At 53.8% G+C, this 19,804-nt stretch carries 19 protein-coding genes; all 19 read right to left on the bottom strand.

Features of this window, described 5'->3' with window-relative positions; translation table 11 throughout:
• Positions 1-9: 9 nt before the first annotated feature.
• The 19 genes from MKY74_RS15675 to rnpM all read right to left on the bottom strand — a co-directional run bounded on the left by MKY74_RS15675 (position 10) and on the right by rnpM (position 19,793).
• The gene (locus MKY74_RS15675) at positions 10-228 is read right to left on the bottom strand and encodes a YlzJ-like family protein (RefSeq protein ID WP_076168012.1); all 219 of its coding nucleotides are present in this window, start codon (positions 226-228) and stop codon (positions 10-12) included.
• On the bottom strand, positions 225-986 hold the full coding sequence (locus MKY74_RS15670; protein WP_076168014.1) for a ClpP family protease: 762 nt from the start codon (positions 984-986) through the stop codon (positions 225-227). The genes MKY74_RS15675 and MKY74_RS15670 overlap by 4 nt, the downstream gene beginning before the upstream one ends.
• Positions 987-1,188: 202 nt before the next feature.
• The gene (locus MKY74_RS15665; protein ID WP_076168017.1) at positions 1,189-2,868 is read right to left on the bottom strand and encodes a ribonuclease J; all 1,680 of its coding nucleotides are present in this window, start codon (positions 2,866-2,868) and stop codon (positions 1,189-1,191) included.
• 304 nt (positions 2,869-3,172) lie between these two features.
• Positions 3,173-4,060 carry a 4-hydroxy-tetrahydrodipicolinate synthase gene (gene dapA / locus MKY74_RS15660; protein WP_076168019.1) on the bottom strand — a complete coding sequence of 296 codons (888 nt, stop codon included), beginning with the start codon at positions 4,058-4,060 and terminating at the stop codon, positions 3,173-3,175.
• Positions 4,061-4,110: 50 nt separating this feature from the next.
• Positions 4,111-5,328: an aspartate kinase gene (gene dapG, locus MKY74_RS15655; RefSeq protein WP_076168022.1), complete on the bottom strand. Its 1,218-nt coding sequence runs from the start codon at positions 5,326-5,328 to the stop codon at positions 4,111-4,113.
• 458 nt (positions 5,329-5,786) lie between these two features.
• On the bottom strand, positions 5,787-6,383 hold the full coding sequence (locus tag MKY74_RS15650) for a dipicolinate synthase subunit B (RefSeq protein ID WP_076168024.1): 597 nt from the start codon (positions 6,381-6,383) through the stop codon (positions 5,787-5,789).
• On the bottom strand, positions 6,380-7,279 hold the full coding sequence (gene dpsA, locus MKY74_RS15645) for a dipicolinate synthase subunit DpsA (RefSeq protein WP_076168027.1): 900 nt from the start codon (positions 7,277-7,279) through the stop codon (positions 6,380-6,382). Before dpsA ends, MKY74_RS15650 begins: the two co-directional genes overlap by 4 nt.
• A gap of 238 nt (positions 7,280-7,517) precedes the next feature.
• On the bottom strand, positions 7,518-7,964 hold the full coding sequence (dut, locus tag MKY74_RS15640) for a dUTP diphosphatase (RefSeq protein ID WP_076168030.1): 447 nt from the start codon (positions 7,962-7,964) through the stop codon (positions 7,518-7,520).
• Positions 7,939-9,168: a M16 family metallopeptidase gene (locus MKY74_RS15635; RefSeq protein ID WP_373309585.1), complete on the bottom strand. Its 1,230-nt coding sequence runs from the start codon at positions 9,166-9,168 to the stop codon at positions 7,939-7,941. The genes dut and MKY74_RS15635 overlap by 26 nt, the downstream gene beginning before the upstream one ends.
• A 190-nt stretch (positions 9,169-9,358) precedes the next feature.
• On the bottom strand, positions 9,359-10,348 hold the full coding sequence (locus tag MKY74_RS15630) for a polysaccharide deacetylase family protein (protein ID WP_144025355.1): 990 nt from the start codon (positions 10,346-10,348) through the stop codon (positions 9,359-9,361).
• A gap of 257 nt (positions 10,349-10,605) precedes the next feature.
• The gene (gene pnp / locus MKY74_RS15625; protein ID WP_076168037.1) at positions 10,606-12,702 is read right to left on the bottom strand and encodes a polyribonucleotide nucleotidyltransferase; all 2,097 of its coding nucleotides are present in this window, start codon (positions 12,700-12,702) and stop codon (positions 10,606-10,608) included.
• Between the two features lie 150 nt (positions 12,703-12,852).
• On the bottom strand, positions 12,853-13,122 hold the full coding sequence (rpsO, locus tag MKY74_RS15620) for a 30S ribosomal protein S15 (RefSeq protein WP_076168040.1): 270 nt from the start codon (positions 13,120-13,122) through the stop codon (positions 12,853-12,855).
• Positions 13,123-13,283: 161 nt separating this feature from the next.
• Positions 13,284-14,264 (bottom strand): bifunctional riboflavin kinase/FAD synthetase, encoded by a 981-nt coding sequence (locus tag MKY74_RS15615; protein ID WP_373309536.1) that lies wholly within the window; start codon positions 14,262-14,264, stop codon positions 13,284-13,286.
• The gene (truB, locus tag MKY74_RS15610) at positions 14,264-15,184 is read right to left on the bottom strand and encodes a tRNA pseudouridine(55) synthase TruB (protein ID WP_076168045.1); all 921 of its coding nucleotides are present in this window, start codon (positions 15,182-15,184) and stop codon (positions 14,264-14,266) included. The genes MKY74_RS15615 and truB overlap by 1 nt, the downstream gene beginning before the upstream one ends.
• Entirely contained in the window at positions 15,181-16,158 is a 978-nt protein-coding gene (locus MKY74_RS15605) for a DHH family phosphoesterase (protein ID WP_076168048.1), read from the bottom strand. The genes truB and MKY74_RS15605 overlap by 4 nt, the downstream gene beginning before the upstream one ends.
• A gap of 25 nt (positions 16,159-16,183) precedes the next feature.
• Complete coding sequence (gene rbfA, locus MKY74_RS15600; protein WP_076168050.1) at positions 16,184-16,537, bottom strand: 30S ribosome-binding factor RbfA; 354 nt, start codon at positions 16,535-16,537, stop codon at positions 16,184-16,186.
• Between the two features lie 14 nt (positions 16,538-16,551).
• Complete coding sequence (infB, locus tag MKY74_RS15595; protein ID WP_076168052.1) at positions 16,552-19,176, bottom strand: translation initiation factor IF-2; 2,625 nt, start codon at positions 19,174-19,176, stop codon at positions 16,552-16,554.
• Positions 19,169-19,492, bottom strand: coding sequence for a YlxQ family RNA-binding protein (locus MKY74_RS15590; protein ID WP_076168054.1), 324 nt, complete (start codon positions 19,490-19,492; stop codon positions 19,169-19,171). Before MKY74_RS15590 ends, infB begins: the two co-directional genes overlap by 8 nt.
• The gene (gene rnpM / locus MKY74_RS15585) at positions 19,485-19,793 is read right to left on the bottom strand and encodes an RNase P modulator RnpM (protein WP_076168056.1); all 309 of its coding nucleotides are present in this window, start codon (positions 19,791-19,793) and stop codon (positions 19,485-19,487) included. Before rnpM ends, MKY74_RS15590 begins: the two co-directional genes overlap by 8 nt.
• Positions 19,794-19,804 lie beyond the last annotated feature (11 nt).

Genomic DNA, 19,804 nt, shown 5'->3' with positions numbered 1-19,804 from the left:
AGGTCCATTTTACAGTGTCGGAATGTAGCGTATTACCTGTCCTGGGGCAAACGCCGGGTTGAGGTACGATTCAAGCGGGCAGTCGAGCAGCCGGACGATTTCGGCCCGGCCCGCATCAAGCGGTTTGACTTCCATCAGGACGCCCTGCAGCCTTACCTCCGCCGTTTGGACGGGGGTAAAGCCCTCCTCCCACACAGCATCAAGCGGCATAATGGTATGAAGCGTCATTGAGTAATCCCCTCCGCCTCAATCGGTTGTTTACGCTCATCGATCAGCTTGTTCAGCTTGGCCAGAGCCTGGCCTATGCCTCCTACTTCGTCCATCAGGCCGTATTTGACGGCATCCAGTCCGCCCACCGCCGTACCGATATCCCGGTTCAGCTCGCCGGTGCGGAACATTAATTCTTTAAACCGCTCCTCCGTAATTCGCGAATGGGAGGTGACGAAGCGGACGACGCGCTCCTGCATTTTCTCCATATATTCGAACGTCTGCGGCACACCGATCACAAGTCCGTTCAGGCGGATCGGGTGAATGGTCATGGTGGCGCTCTCGGCGATAAGCGAGTACGTCGAAGCTACCGCGATCGGCACACCGATGCTGTGCCCGCCCCCGACGACGACGGTGACGGTAGGCTTGGTAAGGGACGTGATCATTTCGGCGATGGCCAGTCCAGCCTCCACATCACCGCCTACTGTATTGAGAATAATCATAATTCCGTCCACTTGTTTGCTTTGCTCCGCAGCAACCAGCTGGGGAATAATGTGCTCGTATTTCGTCGTTTTGTTCTGCGGCGGAAGGACCAGATGCCCTTCGATTTGCCCGATGATCGTCAGGCAAAAAATGTTCGACTCGGTTCCCTGCGGCACGTTCATTTGTCCCAGCTGCTTCAGCGTATCCAATGCCGTCGGTTCCGGGTTTACAGCAGGGGCTTGTTCCGGCGCCTCCGTTTCGCTCATCGGCGCACGGCGTGTATTTTGTGTCATCATGTCCTCGTCCTTTCCTAACCATATAATTTCCTGTCATTGTAGTATGGTGGAGGAAAGACATGAATTATACCGAAAAAATAACCCTATTCCTATTACATCGTCATTAAACGACAAAAAGCCCCCTTCCGCAGGAAACCGTCCAATATTGCCTGCGGAAAGGGGGCGACTGTGTGCTGTTCAAGACGCTGGTTTATTCAATTGATTACACTTCCATGATGATCGGCAGAATCATCGGTCTGCGGCGGGTCTGCTCATAGAGGAACCGGCCCAGTGCATCCTTCACGCCTGTCTTCAAGGAAGCCCATTCATTAACATTTTCACTCATCAATTTCTGCAGTGTACTGGAAACAATGCGGTTCGCTTCATCCAACAGCCCTTCCGATTCGCGAACATACACGAATCCTCTGGAGATAATGTCCGGTCCGGACATGATCGTGCCGTCTTGTTTGCTCAGCGTAACGACTACAACCAGAATTCCGTCCTGTGACAGCAGTTTACGGTCGCGGAGGACGATGTTGCCAACGTCTCCAACGCCCAATCCGTCAATCAGCACGTTGCCAGCTGTTACTTTACCGGCTTTACGGGCAGATCCGTTCTGGATTTCGACGATCTCGCCGATATCCGTAATAAAGATATTGTCCGGATCTACGCCGACAGACTCGGCCAGCAGTGCGTGACGGCGCTGCATGCGGTACTCACCGTGGATCGGGATGAAGAATTTCGGCTTCATTAAATTCAGCATGAGCTTCAATTCTTCCTGACTGCCGTGACCCGATACGTGTACTCCGGAATTCGAACCGCTGTAGATGACATCCGCTCCGAGACGGAACAGCTCGTCGATCGTACGGCCGACATATTTCTCATTTCCCGGTACCGGTGTCGCGGCAATGATAACGGTATCACCCGGCAGAATATCAACCTTGCGGTGTGTGGAACGGGCCATCCGCGTCAATGCGGACATTGGCTCTCCTTGGCTGCCTGTGCACAATACGACGACGCGGTCAGCGGCCATCTTGTTAACTTCTTCAGGCTCGATCAGCATGCCGTCCGGCACGTGAAGGTATCCAAGCTCGGCTGCGATGGAAACGACGTTTACCATGCTGCGTCCGATGACGGTAATTTTCCGTCCTGTGGATTCCGCCGCATTGACCACCTGCTGAATCCGGTGAACATTCGAAGCAAAAGTAGCGATAACTACGCGCTGGGATGATTTCCGGAAAATATCTTCAAGGACGACACCCACGTTTTTCTCCGATGGCGTGAAGCCCGGTTTCTCAGCATTGGTACTATCCGACAGAAGCGCCAATACGCCTTCTTCTCCAATAGCGGCCATCCGCTGCAAGTTCGCATATTGTCCGTTAACCGGCGTATGATCGAACTTGAAGTCGCCTGTATGAACCACGTTGCCTTCCGGCGTTGAGATGCAAATCCCGACCGAATCCGGAATACTGTGGTTGGTTCTGAAGAACGTTGCTTTCAGCGTGGAGCCGAGCGCCACTTCGGAATCTTCGTGAATCAGAATCCGCTTCGTTTCGCCAAGGAGATTGGCTTCTTTCAGCTTGTTCTCCACCAGGCCAAGCGTCAGCTTGGTTCCGTATACAGGAACGTTCAGATGCTTCAGCACGTAAGGCAATCCACCGATGTGATCCTCGTGTCCGTGCGTCAGCAAAATGCCTCTCACCTTGTCACGATTCTCCGTCAGGTAGGAAATATCGGGAATGACGATATCGATCCCGAGCATGTCCTCCTCTGGAAACTTCAATCCGGCATCTACGACTACGATGTCATTGCCGTATTGGATGACATACATGTTTTTCCCGATTTCACCGACGCCGCCCAACGCGAAAATCGCCAATTTATCGTTATTATTTTTTTTAGACAAATGAATCTAACCCTCCTATGGTTTTGGACGTCGTACCATTTAATATTTATATTTCAAAAATATACCGCACCCAGTCACTTGACCTCATTATACATGATAAAAAAGTCAAAACACAAGTCACCCTGAAAGTAGGCATTAGAGTTCCCCAAATCCACGCTGTTTATTTGAAATATCCTTATGGACAAAAAGCCCGTTCGAAAGCAGCGTCCCTGCTTAGGCCTTAACCCAAAGGCATGCATCCTAAACACAAAAAAACAGCGCCCTGGTAAGGACGCTGTTTCTGTCAGCTTATAAGAGGATTCAATTATTCCGCAAGCGAATGAACCAACCGTTCGATAAATTCCGCTTCTTTTTCATTCGGTCCGATGAGCGGAAGCCTTACGCCTCCGACGGAGTGACCCAACAAATTGAGCGCATACTTGACAGCAGCCGGATTCGGCAGCGGAGTCGGGGACTCAAACAGGCCCTTGAATACAGGAAACAGCTTCTGGTGAAGCCGTGCGGCCTGCACCTGCTCACCTTCCAAATAGGCCGTAATCATGTCCTTCATGGAAGCGCCGATAATATGTCCGGCCACGCTCACGATACCGTATGCTCCTACGGCCATAGCCGGCAGACCCGATGCATCGTCACCGGAATAAACCCGGAAATGCGCCGGCGCCCCGGCTGCGATCTGGGTTACCTGCTCGAGCGAAGCACATTCCTTGGTGGCGACCACGTTCGGAATTTCAGCCAGTCTAAGCGTCGTTTCGGTGCTCAGGCCTACGACGGTCCGTCCAGGGACGTTATACAGCATAACCGGCAGTTTCGTGCTGCGGGCAATGGCTTCGAAATGACGGTACAACCCCTCCTGGTTCGGCTTGTTGTAATAAGGCACAACGAGCAAAACGCCATCGACCCCAAGCTTCTCGGCTTCCTGGGTCAGATGGATCGAATGCGCGGTGCTGTTACTGCCGGTACCGGCAATAATTTTGCAGCGCCCTTTGGCATGGTCTACCGCAAATTCGAACAGCTTGAGCTTTTCTTCCTCCGTCAGCGTCGGGGACTCACCGGTCGTTCCGCAGACAACCAGTGATTCGGACCGCTGGTCCTCAATTAAGTAATCGATCAGCTTGGCGGTTTCTGTCCAGTTCACATTTCCCTGCTCATCAAAGGGAGTCACCATGGCCGTAATCAACCTACCGAAATCCATCTTGTACAACCTCCTAATAGGACGTAAAAGTGCGTTTTCCAGATTTATGACTACCGATGCAGCTCGAATTTGGCGTGCAGCGCCCGAAGAGACTGTACCATATCCTCTTTTTTCACCAGCACCCATATGGTCGTATTCGAATCTGCCGACTGCAGAATTTGGATATTTTGTTCACTTAGGGATTCGACGATTTTGGCCATGATTCCCGGCACTCCGTTGATCCCGCCTCCGATGACGGAAACCTTGGCGCAGCCGGAAAGGCTCTTAGGCCGGAATCCCAATTCCTGAAGCACCCGGATCGCTTTCTCCGAATCATGGTCAAAAACGGTATAGACCGCTCCTGTCGGGGTAACATTAATAAAATCGACGCTGATGGAATTTTCAGCCATGGCTTTAAACACTCTGAGCTGAAGATTATCTCCTTCGTTCTCGCATTCCACCGTGATTTGAGTGACGTTGCTCACGTAGGCGATTCCCGTCACATACCGGTCCATGAAGCCCAGCTGAACGTCCCTGAAGCCTTCCGGCTGGGTAACCAGCGTTCCTTCATCTTCCGAAAAGGTGGACCGCACCCGCACCGGCACATGCGCCTGCATCGCAATTTCAACGGCTCTCGGGTGGATAACCTTGGCTCCGTATTGGGCCATGTTGCAAATTTCAGCGTAACTTACGACGGAGAGCGGTTTGGCGTCTTCGACGATCCGGGGATCCGCTGTCAGAATCCCGTTGACGTCCGTGTAGATGTCAACCATTTCGGCACGCAGCGCCGCACCCAGCGCCGTTGCCGAAGTATCACTTCCGCCCCGCCCCAAAGTGGTGAAGTCCCCGGTTTCGGTCTGACCCTGAAAACCGGTGACGACGACCACCTGATGTGTTTCGAGCTCCTTCACAATCCGCTCCGGACGGACGTCCTTAATCCGCGCGTTGCCGTATTGATCATCGGTGACAAATCCGGCCTGAGCCCCGGTCAGCACCGTGGAGGTGATGCCTTCATCCTCCAGCAGGCTGCACAGCGTGGCAGCCGATATGATTTCACCGCAGCACAGCAGTAAATCCCGCTCCCGCGACGGGAGAGCGTTCCCGTTCTGGGAGACCCAGTCCAGGAGCGTGTCTGTCGCATACGGCTCCCCCTTGCGTCCCATGGCGGAAACGACGACAACAAGCTGATAACCGTTGTCCAGCTCGCGTCTGATGTGCTTGATGACGAGTTCCCTTGCTTGCGGAGTCGACAAAGATGTACCGCCGAATTTCTGTACTAAGATGCTCATTTCAATTCCCCCATGCTAGATAAGAACGGCAGAACGTTTAGCTGCGTCGATTTCCTGTGACGTGTACAGCCGTGACGGCTGTACCCTTCCTCAGAGCCAAAGCATGAACACATGCGCTTTGGCCAGCAGTTCGTAATCGCAGCCTAGTTTCCTGTTCCCGCCCGAATCGGCATCCTCACAAGATCCGGTGCCGCATCCAACCGGGATAAGCAAAACAGGCTGCGATCACTTCGATCGAGTCGTCCTACATTTACTATTTGGTCTCTACGACCATTTGGTTCATTCAACTTATGTCCTGTACACTGATATTTATCCGATTACGGCGGCCCGGAATAAACGATGCAAACAGCCCCGTGTCTTACGGCATGGGGCGCAAAATTACCGCCCGCAGCATCTGCTAGGGGCTGGACAATGCAGTTTCGGGTGCCGGAACTCGAAACGAATGCAGCCGATCTGGATTACGCGGAAAACATGCGTTGAATCAGCATAGGCTGCAGTTGTCTTCCTTCAAGAGCCGCATCGCACGCTTCGGGGATCAGCTCCATGTTCGCAACCAGCGAATTGGGCTTCTGCACCGGATTATCCTGACCGAACGGAACAAAATAAATGTTCTTGGTCACAAGCAGCTTGGCGATATTCGCTGCGTTTAATCCCAATCCGTCATTGGTGGAAATCGCCAGCACCAGCGGACGCAAATTCCGCATTTGGGCCTTGGCGGCCATCAAGACAGGACTGTCCGTTATGGCATTGGCCAGCTTGCTTGTCGTATTGCCCGTGCAAGGCGCAATGACCAGCACGTCGAGCAGTTTGGACGGCCCCAGAGGCTCCGCATCCACAATTGAAGTGATGATGTCGCTCCCCGTGATGTTCTTCAGCTGTTCCAGCCAGCTTGCGGATGTGCCGAAGCGGGTGTCCGTTACCTGCACCGAATTGGATACAATCGGCACCACTTTGGCACCGGCGTCCATAAATCGTTGAATCTGCGGCATAATTTCAGCAAGCGTACAATGTGAACCCGTAATCGCATAACCTACCGTTTTACCCTGCAAGTTCATTCCCCATCCCCCCGAATCTTGATCTCGTCCGAAATCAACTGTACCAAAGCATTGGCAATAATCATTCCAGCTGTTTTGGGAGCTACGATTCCAGGTAATCCGGGAGCCAGCAAGGCCTTAATTCCCCGCTTCTCCGCATACCGGAAATCACATCCTCCGGGAGCCGAAGCAAGGTCAATAATGACGGCGCTTTGGGGCATTCTTGACAGGATTTGCGCTGTGACTATCATAGTCGGAATCGTGTTAAAAATCAAGTCGACACTTCGCACATGATCCTCCAAATCCCTTGTCAGGAAAGGCTCCCAGCCCATGACCTCCGCTCTGGCAAAATCCTTTTCCGACCTGACGCCGGCCCTCACCTTCGCCCCGAGTCCCTGCAGGCTTTTCGCCATCGTAAACCCGGTTCTACCCAATCCCAGCACAATACAATCCGAACCGTGGATCGTAAACGGCGTATTCTGGATTGCCATCACCAGTGCGCCTTCCGCCGTTGGGATGGAATTAAAAATGGCAACATCATCCCGGTCCAGCAGTTCCAACAGGCGTACCTCGTGGCTTGCGCATAGGCTGCGCAGATAGGGTTTGGCCATTCCCGTATAAACGGTACAATGCGACGGAAGAGCGGCCAAATGCTCATCCAGCAGCTTTAAGGACTCTCCAGAATATGGCGTCTGGATCGCTCCTGTATCATCACACCCGACAACAGGCAGCACGAGAACGTCTGCCGCAGAAAGCAGTTCAGAAGAGAGGCGTTCCCACGAGACTCCCAGGACCCTTTCATTCAGCTTGTCGAATCCGACCACGCTGACGGTGGCATCCATCTCCGAACATTTACGGATCACCTCGATCTGCCGTGCATCCCCGCCTAGGAACACAATATGAACTCCAGTCAGCACAAGGATGTCACTCCTTTCAAAAACACTGTTATGAATCCATCATATGCCGCTGCCTAAGGAGGGGTGAAAGACGCCCGTCAAATAAAAATCGTCTGTAGGCGCACTGTTCAGGGAGCCGGACCGCATGTAACAGCAATTTCCCTTGCGGTATAGGAAGCAGGGTCTCTGAAGTTTATGTAAAAAAGCCTGGAGACCGATCCCTTTCGGGAACGAATTCCAGGCTGTATTGAACTATAAATTATTTGCCGGTGTGTCCGAATCCGCCCTCACCGCGAACGGTTTCGGACAGCACGTCCACCTGCTCAAACGTCACCTGCGGCACTTCCATGAACACCATTTGGGCGATGCGCTCGTTTCGGGTGATCGCAAAAGGCTCCTGGCCGAGGTTGATCAGCAGCACCTTGATTTCCCCGCGGTAATCGGCGTCGATCGTTCCCGGCGTATTAAGGCAGGTGATACCGTGCTTCAGGGCCAGCCCGCTTCTCGGGCGGATTTGTGCTTCCAGCCCGTCGGGCATGGCGATGGCAAACCCGGTCGGGATGAGCCTGCGCTCCCCCGGCTGGAGGACGACTTCTTCTTCAACGGCGGCGTACAGGTCATAGCCGGAGGCGGAGCCGGACATTTTCTCCGGCAGCCGCACATCCTCGTGACCCGGCAATTTATGAATTTGTACGTAGTGTGACAAAATCGTCCCTCCTTAACCCAGCAATAGCGCGGTCCGTCGATCCGACCATCGCCAGCGCGAACGGCTGGCTGAACATCCGGTCCAGCACCGCGTTCACGTCGTTCATCGTCACGTTTTCGATCTTTTCGATCATGTCATCGAGCGAAAAATGCTTGCCCAGCATCAGCTCGTTTTTGCCGAGCCGGTTCATACGGCTTCCAGTGCCCTCAAGGCTCAGGATCAGGCTGCCCTTCAGCTGCTCCTTGCCTTTCCGGAGTTCGTCCTCGCTCATCCCATGAACGGCCACATCCGCCAGCACCTCTTTGGTTAAGCCCATGACCTCATTGGTTTGCTTCGGCGCGGTTCCGGCATAGATCGTAAACAACCCGCTGTCTTCGTTGGAGCTGTGGTAGGAATATACCGAATAAGCGAGTCCCCGCTTTTCCCGGATTTCCTGGAACAACCGCGAGCTCATCCCGCCGCCGATGCTGTTATTGAGCAGAATCATGGCATACTGAAGCGGATCGTGAATCGAGCATCCCGGGAAGGACAGGCAGATATGATTCTGCTCCGTCTTCTTTTTATGATACAAGATCCCACTCTGGAATGAAGGCACGGTCAATTCGCTCACCCGCCCGCTGGTTTGGAAACCGCCGAAATGGCGTTCCAGCAGCTCCACAATGTTATCGTCAATGTTACCTGCCACGCTGATGACGGTGTTCTCGATCGTATAGTGGTCATCCATGTAGGCGCGAAGGTCGGAAGATCCCATGCTTTCCAGCTGTTCCTTCGTTCCCAGAATCGGATAGGCGAGCGGATGATCCCCGTAGACCGCCTTAGCCATCAGGTCGTGCACCATGTCGTCCGGCGTATCTTCGTACATCGAAATCTCTTCCAGAATGACGTTCTTCTCCTTGGCCAGCTCCTCACCGTCCAGCTTGGAACGGAAGAACATATCAGCGAGCACGTCTACGGCGATCGGCAGATGCTCATCCAGCACCTTGGCATAAAAACAGGTATATTCCTTAGAAGTAAAGGCATTCACATTGCCGCCAATGGCATCGAATTCCTCGGCAATCGCCTTGGCGTCAAACCGTTCAGTCCCTTTGAACAGCATGTGCTCGATAAAATGGGAAATACCGTTGTTGGCCAAGGTTTCGTGGCGGGAGCCTGTCTTTACCCAAATGCCAAAGGAAACCGAACGCATCGTCGGAATTTTCTCCATAACTACTCTAAGGCCGTTGCTTAAGTTTATTTTTTTCACGCGAGAGGCCCTCCTAAAATTAATCCAATGAACCTCCAGGCTGCCCCTGTCCAGTTCTAACTAGTAATCCGTTCTTCATGCAAATGATGGCCGAGCCGTAACTTTCCTGACTACAGCCAGCGCAATCCCTATCCTATCAAAAAAAGACGTCTCACTCAACCTTAGGCGCCGTCACCCTCTCGGGGGACAGCGTCTGGCTGACCGTACCCAGTACAAGGCCTTTCGCCTTGATCACCCGGATCATGCCCTTCAGCGCCTGGGAGGAGGAGGAGGTCGGATGCATCAGAATCAAGGTGCCCGGCTCCACCTTGGCCGAGATCTTGTTGACGATGGAATCCGGTGAAGGCTTCCGCCAATCCACCGTGTCCAGTGTCCACAGCACCGTCTTCAGGCCGAGGCTGGCGGCGATTTGGACAGTCTGCTGATTAAAATCTCCGGAAGGCGGGGCAAACCACTTGTTCGTCACACCCAGTGTATCCTTCAACAGCTGCTGGGTTTTACTGATTTCGAGCGTGGCCCGTTCGCGGCTCAGTTGGCTCATGTTGGGGTGCGTATACGCATGGTTCTCCAGCTCATGCCCCCGCTTTTGGATCTCCTTGGCCATCTCCGGATTTTTCTTCAACCAGCTTCCGTCAAAAAAGAAGGTTGCCTTTACGTTCTCCGCATCCAGCGTATCGAGCATCGGAACGATGTACTCGTCCCCCCACGCGACGTTAATCATCAGGGAAACCATCGGCTTTTTCGGGTTCCCTTTATAAATCGGTTCAGCCGCCAAATCGCCCAGGTTCACCCTGGGGGGAATTTGACGGTATACATATGTAATCGGAGCCGTGGCTCCCTGGGCCTTAGCCCGCTTATAGGTCTCATCTACGTCGATCTCCAGGCCGTTGTACCCTGGAATGGCTTTCCAGACGCGGTCCACGACCGCATCCACCGGCGGAATCCTCGTGGCCTCGGCCTTCTCCTGAATCTGCTTGTACAGCGGATCCAGCTGCTTCTCGTCCGTCTGGGGCTCAAACGCGGTTTGAGCAGTCAGGTGGTGCCGTACGTCCTGAAAATAGTCCCCGACCGCACCGGTCTGCGCAAGCCCGACGATGGTGGCAAAACAGGCAAGCACGATGGCTGTCCGTCTCCCGTTCATTTTTCCGCTCATCTCCCTTAACATACTTTGTCCCATCATATGAAGGGACGAGCGGGATTATGAATGGAGGCCGCGAGAGAGCATCCGGAGGTTTTGACCGCATTCAAAGGTAATTTTTCTTGCAATATCAGGAGGCAATGGCTCTGGAGTTTATACTATCTGATATTATAAAAAAAGAGCCAGAAGTGAGTACTTTCTGTCTCTTAGACTGCATATGGTAGCAAGCGTGGCTTCTTGACGAAGCCGCTCCGCTTGATTTAAGCCTTGGATTCTGCAACCAATACCGCTTTGCGCGACAGGTTGATACGCCCCTGCTGGTCGATCTCGGTCACTTTGACGGTGATCGTATCTCCGACATTCACGACGTCCTCAACTTTGCCGACACGCTCGGTCGAGAGCTGAGAAATGTGCACAAGTCCCTCTTTATTCGGAAGCACTTCGACGAAAGCGCCGAATTTCTCGACCCGTTTGACGGTGCCGACATAAATTTCGCCGACTTCGACTTCACGGACGATGCCTTCAATAATAGAGCGGGCTTTCTGGTTCATTTCCTCATTGGACGATGCGATGAAGACGCGTCCGTCCTGCTCGATGTCGATCTTCACGCCGGTTTCCTCGATGATCTTGTTGATGATCTTGCCGCCTGCGCCGATCACGTCGCGGATCTTGTCCGGATTGATGTTCATGACGATGATCTTCGGAGCATATGGAGACAACGTCTCTCTTGGCTTCTGGATCGCTTCCATCATTTTGCTCAGGATAAACATCCGACCTTCTTTGGCCTGCTTCAGAGCGTCGTTCAAAATCTGGCGGTCAATGCCGGCAATTTTGATGTCCATCTGAATGGCGGTTACCCCTTCAGCCGTACCGGCCACTTTGAAGTCCATATCGCCCAGATGGTCTTCCATCCCTTGAATATCCGTCAGAATGGATACATGCTCTCCGTCTTTAATCAGACCCATGGCTACACCGGCAACCGGCGCCTTAATCGGTACCCCGGCATCCATCATGGCCAGCGTGCTTGCGCAAATACTTGCCTGGGATGTGGAACCATTCGACTCCAGCACTTCGGAAACGAGACGAATCGTGTACGGGAACTCGGTCTCCGATGGAATGACCTTCGACAGAGCGCGTTCACCCAGCGCGCCGTGGCCGATTTCGCGGCGTCCCGGTGCACGAAGCGGACGTGCTTCGCCTACGCTGAACGGAGGGAAGTTATAATGGTGCATAAAGCGTTTGGTTTCCTGCAAATCGATGCCGTCCAGAATTTGCACGTCACCGAGCGCACCCAACGTACATACGCTGAGAGCCTGGGTTTGACCACGAGTGAACAAGCCTGTACCATGCGTGCGCGGCAGAATGCTCGTATCGCATTCGATCGGACGGATCTCGTCCAGACCCCGGCCGTCAGGACGGACCTTATCGTGGGTGATCAGGCGTCTTACTTCTTCTTTGACAATATCATGCAGCACTTCTTTGACATCTTTCAAGAGCTCAGGCGTCTCTATGTATTTTTGTTCAAAGAAAGTTACCGTTTCTTCGTTGATCGCATCGATCGCATCCTGGCGCGCATGCTTCTCGGCAATGCGTACCGCTTCTACGAGGCGCTGTGCAGCGAATTCGCGTACTTCGGCATTAACCTGAGCGTCAACCGCATGAAGCTTCACTTCCATTTTCGGTTTGCCGGCTTTTTGCGTCAGTTCGTCAATGACGGACACGATCTTTTTGATTTCCTCGTGACCGAACATAATCGCTTCCAGCATCGTTTCCTCAGGAACCTCGTTTGCCTCGGCTTCAACCATCATGATGGCGTCTCTGGTGCCTGCGACGACCAGGTAAATGTCACTTTTCTCCTGCTGCGCGATGTCCGGATTAATAATAAATTGTCCGTCTACGCGTCCTACGATGACACCGCCGATCGGTCCGTCAAACGGCACATCCGAGATACTCAGCGCTGCGGAAGTACCGATCATGGCCGCAATATCCGGCGAGCAGTCCTGATCCACGCTCATGACAAGGTTCAGCACCTGCACATCGTTACGGAAGCCTTCCGGGAACAGCGGACGAATCGGACGGTCGGTCAGACGGCTGGCCAGAATGGCCTTCTCGCTCGGTCTGCCTTCCCGTTTGATAAAGCCCCCCGGGATCTTACCTACGGCATACAATCTTTCTTCATAGTTTACAGTCAGCGGAAAAAAGTCCAGATCCTTCGGTTCGCTGGAGGCGGTCACTGTACAAAGTACGGCCGTTTCCCCGTAGCGGACCATCACGGCGGCGTTAGCCTGCTTCGCGAGGCGTCCGGTCTCCATGACCAAGGTTCTGCCGCCCAACTGCATTTCAACACGACTTTCCATGAAATCCCTCCTTTATTACTCAATCAGTATTCCCCAGATGGGGATAATTCATATAGTCCTGCATAAAAAGCAACCCGGTTGCCCCGCTGTCACTCCTAGAAGGACAAACGGTGAACAACCAGGCTGCTTTCCGTAGAACAATATGGATTATTAACGACGCAATCCAAGTTTTTCAATCAGAGCGCTATAGCGTTTAACATCCTTGTTTTTCAAGTATGCCAACAGCTTACGGCGTTGACCGACCATTTTCAAAAGACCGCGACGGGAATGATGATCCTTCTTGTGCGTACGCAGGTGGTCTGTCAAATTAACGATGTTCTCCGTAAGGATAGCAATTTGCACTTCAGGAGATCCTGTATCGGACTCATGAGTTTTGTGCTCTTCGATCAGTTGTTGTTTGCGTTCTTGAGTCAATGCCATCCTGTTCACCTCCTTAACATAAATAATCGCCGTTAGCCTAGAAACCGTCGGTGAGATCGTGTATCCAAGCTAAGGTTTCCTTCAGCCCATGGGCATCCAGCAACGTTTATCAGTATAGCATACTTCACCGGCAAAAGTAAATGTTCGCCAGCGCGTAAGCTTTAGCGGCCCGACTTCAAAAGTTCTCTGGCGCGATCCGCGTCCGCCTGGATCTGGGCGATGAGTTCCGGTACGGAAGGAAACTTCCGCTCATTCCGGATAAAATGGACCAGTTCCACCGAGACATGCTCGCCGTAAATTTCCCGGTCAAAGTCAAACAAGTGAACCTCAAAGCTTGGCACCGTTTCGTTCTCATGAAACGTCGGTTTGACCCCCACATTCATGACGCCGGGAAAAATCCTTCCGTTCAAAAAGGCTCGTACCGCGTACACACCCTTAACCGGAATGACAAACTTATCGTCCAGTTTCAGGTTGGCCGTCGGAAAACCGATGGTACGGCCGCGTTTTTCTCCGCCGACAACGGTTCCGCGCAGCCGGTAGCTGCGGCCGAGCAGACGGCCGGCCCGCTCCAGGTCACCCCTTTGCAGCGCTTTGCGAATTTCCGTACTGCTGACCTTGCCGCCTTCCAGTTCGAACGGCGGGATGACTTCGACGTTCAGCCGGCCGTCCCCCAGCAGGCGGAGCATCTCAGCATTGCCTTCCCCCTTGTGGCCAAAGCGGAAATCGAAACCGACCACGGCCGCCTCGATGCCCAAGGGAAACAGCACACCTTCCACAAATTCCTGCGGACTTACATGGGAAAAGGAATCGTTAAACTCAACGACGTATACGATATCGACCCCCAGGCCGGCCAGCAGCTCCTGCTTCTCCTGCAGGGGCGTCAGGCTGCCCTCGTAGTCCCCTTTCTTCATCACGTCCTTCGGATGCGGATGGAATGTCATGACGGCCGAAGGGATGTGCTTGCCCTTTGCCAGATTCACCGCAGAAGAGATGACGCTGGCATGACCAAGGTGCACTCCGTCGAACTGTCCGATGGCTGCGACCTGCGGCTGGGTATGCTCCCGGATGACCTCCGCAGGCAGCGGGTACGATAAATATACGGTCTTCACTGTTCTTTCACCTGCAATTCCATAGATAATCATTATGACTCTGGCAGAAATACCTTGACCGGAGCGATGGCCCCCGTCTCTGCCTGTTTTTCGAAAATGCCGAGAAACGTTCCCTTTGGATCATACAGTCGTATGCATCCGGGCAGCATGACCTCCGGCGTTACCGCTCTGCCCGAGAGCCTCTGACCCTGCAAGGCGGCAGCCGCCTTGTCCTCGGCCACGGTATGTGCCGGAAGATGCCGGACCGCTTCGTCGACCGGAATCAAATGCTCGTCCAGCTCACCCGTCGCCGTCAGGCGCTCGATATCTTCGAGCGTGAGGCACTTCGAAGCTGGAATTCCTGCCGACATCGTGCGCTCCAGCTTCACCATCGTTGACGGCAGATGCAGAGCCCTCCCGATATCTACGCATAACGTCCGAATGTACGTCCCCTTGGAGCACAGAACCCGAAAGGAAATGTCCAGATAAGGCCCTTGCCAGGCCGAGCCGGTCATTTCAATTTCGTGAATCGTCACCTCGCGGCTTTTGCGCTCAACCGTCTTGCCCTCCCGGGCCAGCTCGTAGAGCCGTTTGCCTCCGACCTTGACCGCAGAGTACATGGGGGGCACCTGGGAAATCGTCCCTTCAAAAGAGTGGAGCACCTTCTCCACATCTTCCGGCGTGACATGGACACCGTCCACAGATTCCGTGACCGTACCGGTCAAATCCTCCGTGTCGGTGGCAATGCCCAGCCGCAGGGTAGCTGCATATTCCTTCGGAAGCTCCTGCATGTACTCCACCACCCGGGTCGCCCGGCCAAGGCAGAGCGGCAGAACACCGGTAACTTCGGGATCCAAGGTTCCGGTGTGCCCAATCCGCTTCATTTTCAATATACGGCGCGCCTTGGCAACGACATCGTGCGAAGTCATCCCCGCCGGCTTGTCGATGGCCAATACACCTTCTAAGCTGCTCATAAAAATTGTCTCACCCGTTCTATAACCTGAGGAATAATCGTATCCAATGTTCCTTCGATCCGGCACCCCGCTGCGCGGACATGCCCGCCGCCACCAAACGTCTGCGCCAGGGCAGCCACGTCAACTTTACCTGCAGAACGCATGCTTACTTTGACCGCTTGGTCATTAATCACTTTGAATAAAATGCCGACCTCGACGCCCTGAATATTCCGCGGATAGTTCACGATTCCTTCCAGGTCATCGTTGGCCGCGCCTGCCTCCACCATATGCTCGGGAGTGACGTATACCCAGCTGATTTTGCCGTCCGGCGTCATCTCGAGTGTATTCAACGCTTTGACCAGCACCTTCATCTGGGGCAGGGTCATTGCTTCGAGCAGGGTCTCCGACAGCTCCGGCCCGTTGACCCCATAGCCAAGCAGCTCGGAAGCCGCCGCCATCACTTTAGGGGACGTATTGGAATAACGGAAACCGCCGGTGTCCGTCAGCAGCCCGGTGTAGATCGCGGTCGCAATCTCCTTCGTCCATTGAAATCCGAAAGCATGGATCAGATCATACAATATTTCGGCCGTCGCCGCGGCGTCCGGCTTGATCAGCGTCGCGCTCCCGTAACCGTTGTTGGTCGGGTGGTGATCGATGTTCAAGATCAAGGCATCCGGAGCGAAGCATTGCTGCGTCAATCCCACTCTCCCAAAATCGGCGCAATCCACACAAATGACATGCTTGAATGAACGTTCCGGTGGATGAAGCTCCATATTCACGATCTGCTCTGACAGGCATAAAAATTTCATCCGTTCAGGAATCGGCCCTTCATTGATCAGAGTAAATTTTTTGCCCAGACATGAGAGAAGCCAGCCCACGGCAACTGTGGAACTGACTGCATCTCCGTCCGGCTGAATATGAGACACTACAAGATAATCATCATGCGTCAGCAAAAACTCCTTTGCCTGCTCAAGCGATTGTTCATAGGTCTGCATTGGCCGTCTCCTTTAAATCTTTTATTTAGTTATCTTCGTTTTTTCCGATTTCACCGAGGAGCTTCTCGATGTGACTGCCATACGCGATGGATTCGTCAAACTTAAAAATCAGCTCCGGGGTATGGCGCAGCCGGACTCGCTTGCCGAGCTCCGAGCGGAGAAAGCCGTTCGCCTTCTCCAGAGCCTTCAGCGTGTTGTTCTTCTGCTCGTTATCCCCCAGAACGCTTAAATAAACTTTCGCCTGCGACAAATCGTTTGTCACATCCACACCGGTTACGGTAACGAAACCGATGCGCGGGTCCTTCAGTTCGCTTTGGATCAGCTGGCTCAGCTCTTTCTTGATCTGCTCTCCAACCCGTCCAGCCCGAATTTTAGCCATGCCTGTTCACCTCTCTACTTGCGCTCCACCGTTTCCATGATGAACGCTTCAATAACGTCGCCTTCCTTGACGTCATTATAGCTTTCCAAAGTAATGCCACATTCATAACCCTGTGCCACTTCTTTAGCGTCGTCCTTGAAACGTTTGAGCGTATCGATCTTACCTTCATGGATGACGATGCCGTCGCGGATCAGGCGAACTTCGGCGTTACGCGCGATCTTGCCTGACGTAACCATACATCCGGCAATCGTACCCACTTTGCTGATTTTGAAGAGGTTGCGCACTTCCGCGTGGCCGATAACCACTTCTTTATATTCCGGATCCAGCATGCCCTTCATGGCCTGCTCGATTTCTTCAATGACGTTGTAAATGACGCGATGCAGGCGGATATCCACTTTCTCCTGCTCGGCGGTTGCGCCGGCCTGCGGATCTGGACGGACGTTAAAGCCGATAACGATCGCATTGGACGCCGCTGCCAGAATGATATCGGACTCGGTAATTGCCCCTGCGCCGCTGTGGATGATTTTGACGCGAACGCCTTCCACTTCGATCTTGGAGAGCGAGCCTTTCAGCGCTTCGACCGAACCCTGCACGTCGCCTTTGATGATGACGTTCAGGTCCTTGATCTCGCCGTCCTTGATGTGCTTGAACAGATCGTCCAGCGTGACGCGGACGTTGCTGCCAAGATCGGACTGACGCTGGGTGATGGCGCGTTTCTCGGCAATCGAACGGGCCTTGCGCTCGTCTTCAAATACCATGAACGGATCGCCGGCAAGCGGAACCTCGGTCAGACCGGTGATTTCCACCGGCGTAGACGGTCCGGCTTCCTTCAAACGGCGTCCCTTGTCGTTGACCATCGCCCGGACGCGGCCAAAGCAGTTGCCTGCCACAAACGCATCCCCGACTTTCAGCGTACCGTGCTGTACCAGCACGCGGGCTACCGGTCCGCGGCCTTTATCCAGCTCGGCCTCGATCACCGCACCGCGGGCGCGTTTGTCCGGATTCGCTTTGTATTCGTTCACTTCGGCGACCAGAAGGATCATCTCAAGCAGATCCTCAAGCCCCATTCTTTGCTTCGCGGATACGTTGACGAAAATCGTGTCTCCGCCCCACTCTTCCGGAACGAGACCGTATTCGGTCAGCTCCTGCTTCACTTTATCCGGATTAGCATCCGGTTTGTCGATTTTGTTCACCGCCACGATGATCGGCAGCTCGGCTGCCTTCGCGTGGTTGATAGCTTCCACCGTCTGCGGCATGACGCCGTCGTCGGCAGCGACCACAATGATCGTAATGTCGGTAATTTGCGCACCGCGCGCACGCATGGCCGTAAACGCTTCGTGGCCCGGCGTATCAAGGAAAGTAATCTTCTTGTTGTTGATTTCCACCTGATAAGCACCGATGTGCTGGGTGATGCCTCCGGCTTCGCCGCCGGTTACGTTCGTGGAACGGATGGCATCCAGCAGCGTCGTTTTACCATGGTCGACGTGACCCATGATGGTGACAACCGGCGGACGCGACTTCAGATCAGCCGGATCGTCGTTCTCTTCGACGGTCTCGAAGCGATCGTCCTCGACCACGATCTTCACTTCGACTTCGACGCCGAATTCGCCGGCAAGCAGCAATATCGTATCGATGTCGAGTTCCTGGTTGATCGTTGCCATGACGCCCATCTGGATCAGCTTCTTAATGACTTCGGAAGCATCCTTATGGAGCAGTTTGGCCGTTTCGCCAACGGTCATGTTGCCGCGGACGATAATCTTCTTCGGCGTGTTGTCGATCTTCTCGCGCGGCGGCTGCTGAGACTGTTGTCTGCCGCGGTTGTTCTTACCGCCGCGATTGTTCCGGTTAAATCCTCCGCCCTGGCGGTTGTCGTCAAAGCGTTTCGAACCGTTGTTATTGCCGCGGTTCTGACCGCGATTGCCGCCGCCGCGGTTATCGTTGCTTCTGGAGAAGTTGTTGTCGCCGCCGGCGTTTCCTTGAGGACCGCGGTTTCCGGTGGATTGCTGCTGCGGGCGTCCTGCGCCCGAGCGCTGGCCGCCACCCTGCTGCGACCCTTGAGGGCGATTGCCGCCTTGACCGGATCCTTGGGGGCGATTGCCGCCCTGGCCGGATCCTTGCGGACGGCCTCCTTGAGAACCTTGATTCCGGTTATTCGATCCGGCACCCGCGCCTTGCGGACGGTTGCCCGATCCATTCGATTGACCTTGCGGTCTGCTTTGCTGAGATCCTGAGTGACTTCTGCGGGAATCTTGCCCGCCCTGCGGTCTTTGCGACCCTGTTTGTGTGGTGTTATTCAATTTATTATTCATACCTACCTGCTTTTCCTGTTGTTTTTGTGATGGGTCCGATCCGGCTGCCCGGCCGCCCTGGTTACGCTGAGTGCCTGCCTCGTTTCTGACCGCGGAAGTGCTCGCCACGGTCTGGCGGTCTCCGCCTTCCCGCTTGGCGGCCGCATTCGACTTAATATCCTTGAAAAATTGTTCCACCTTCGAGACCGCATCATTCTCCATAACGCTCATATGATTGTTAACGGGAATATCAAGCCTTTTCAAAATGGTTATGATTTCCTTACTGCTCATATTAAGTGATTTTGCATATTCGTACACGCGCAGCTTATCTTTACTGTCCTGTTTACTCAATATACTCCACCTCCGAATTATCTCCAAGACTCTTGGAGATCATTTCTGCGAATCCTTGATCCGTAATGGCGAGCACAACCCTTTCGGGCTTTCCAATGCTTGTGCCCAGGCTTTCCCGGTCAAATCCGATCACCAGAGGAATGTTGTATGTTCCGCATTTGTCGCGGAACTTTTTTTGTGTATTGGCTGAGGCGTCAGCCGCCAGCATGACCAGTTTCGCTTCGGAAGACCGGATCGCTTTCAGGACGATTTCGTCGCCGGTGACCACTTTCCCCGCCCGCATGGCAAGACCCAGGCGGGATAAAGTTTTACTCATCAACCGAACGTTCCTTTACGGCCAAAAATTCGTCTTCCACGAGCACAAAGTCATCTGCGAGCTGTTCGTAAATTTCCGGTTTGACATGATGCTTCAGAGCCCGATCCAGTGATTTGTTCTTCTGTGCCAGTTTAAAGCAAGATACTTTGCCGCAGAGATAAGCCCCCCGGCCCGACTTCTTGCCAGTCAGGTCGATCAGCACTTCATCTTCCGGCGTTTTGACAATACGGATCAGTTCCTTCTTGGGCATCATTTCCTGGCATGCCACGCATTTGCGCAGCGGGACTTTTCTTTGTTTCATGCCGCGACCCC

The sequence above is a fragment of the Paenibacillus sp. FSL R5-0378 genome (genome assembly GCF_038009285.1).
GTDB classification, from domain to species: Bacteria; Bacillota; Bacilli; order Paenibacillales; family Paenibacillaceae; genus Paenibacillus_AQ; species Paenibacillus_AQ favisporus.
This window is presented reverse-complemented; position numbering and strand designations above follow the sequence as displayed.

Bases quoted from the DNA above. Each gene is read 5' to 3' on its own strand.
- pnp (WP_076168037.1), bottom strand. From the start codon at position 12,702: ATGGAAAGTCGTGTTGAAATGCAGTTGGGCGGCAGAACCTTGGTCATG.
- truB (WP_076168045.1), bottom strand. From the start codon at position 15,184: ATGAGCAGCTTAGAAGGTGTATTGGCCATCGACAAGCCGGCGGGGATG.
- MKY74_RS15650 (WP_076168024.1), bottom strand. From the start codon at position 6,383: ATGAACTTGCAGGGTAAAACGGTAGGTTATGCGATTACGGGTTCACAT.
- MKY74_RS15670 (WP_076168014.1), bottom strand. From the start codon at position 986: ATGATGACACAAAATACACGCCGTGCGCCGATGAGCGAAACGGAGGCG.
- MKY74_RS15675 (WP_076168012.1), bottom strand. From the start codon at position 228: ATGACGCTTCATACCATTATGCCGCTTGATGCTGTGTGGGAGGAGGGC.
- dapG (WP_076168022.1), bottom strand. From the start codon at position 5,328: ATGAGCATCTTAGTACAGAAATTCGGCGGTACATCTTTGTCGACTCCG.
- MKY74_RS15615 (WP_373309536.1), bottom strand. From the start codon at position 14,264: ATGATTATCTATGGAATTGCAGGTGAAAGAACAGTGAAGACCGTATAT.
- MKY74_RS15590 (WP_076168054.1), bottom strand. From the start codon at position 19,492: ATGAGTAAAACTTTATCCCGCCTGGGTCTTGCCATGCGGGCGGGGAAA.
- MKY74_RS15635 (WP_373309585.1), bottom strand. From the start codon at position 9,168: ATGGAGAAAATTCCGACGATGCGTTCGGTTTCCTTTGGCATTTGGGTA.
- MKY74_RS15605 (WP_076168048.1), bottom strand. From the start codon at position 16,158: ATGCAGACCTATGAACAATCGCTTGAGCAGGCAAAGGAGTTTTTGCTG.
- rnpM (WP_076168056.1), bottom strand. From the start codon at position 19,793: ATGAAACAAAGAAAAGTCCCGCTGCGCAAATGCGTGGCATGCCAGGAA.
- MKY74_RS15630 (WP_144025355.1), bottom strand. From the start codon at position 10,348: ATGAACGGGAGACGGACAGCCATCGTGCTTGCCTGTTTTGCCACCATC.
- rbfA (WP_076168050.1), bottom strand. From the start codon at position 16,537: ATGGCTAAAATTCGGGCTGGACGGGTTGGAGAGCAGATCAAGAAAGAG.
- dapA (WP_076168019.1), bottom strand. From the start codon at position 4,060: ATGGATTTCGGTAGGTTGATTACGGCCATGGTGACTCCCTTTGATGAG.
- rpsO (WP_076168040.1), bottom strand. From the start codon at position 13,122: ATGGCATTGACTCAAGAACGCAAACAACAACTGATCGAAGAGCACAAA.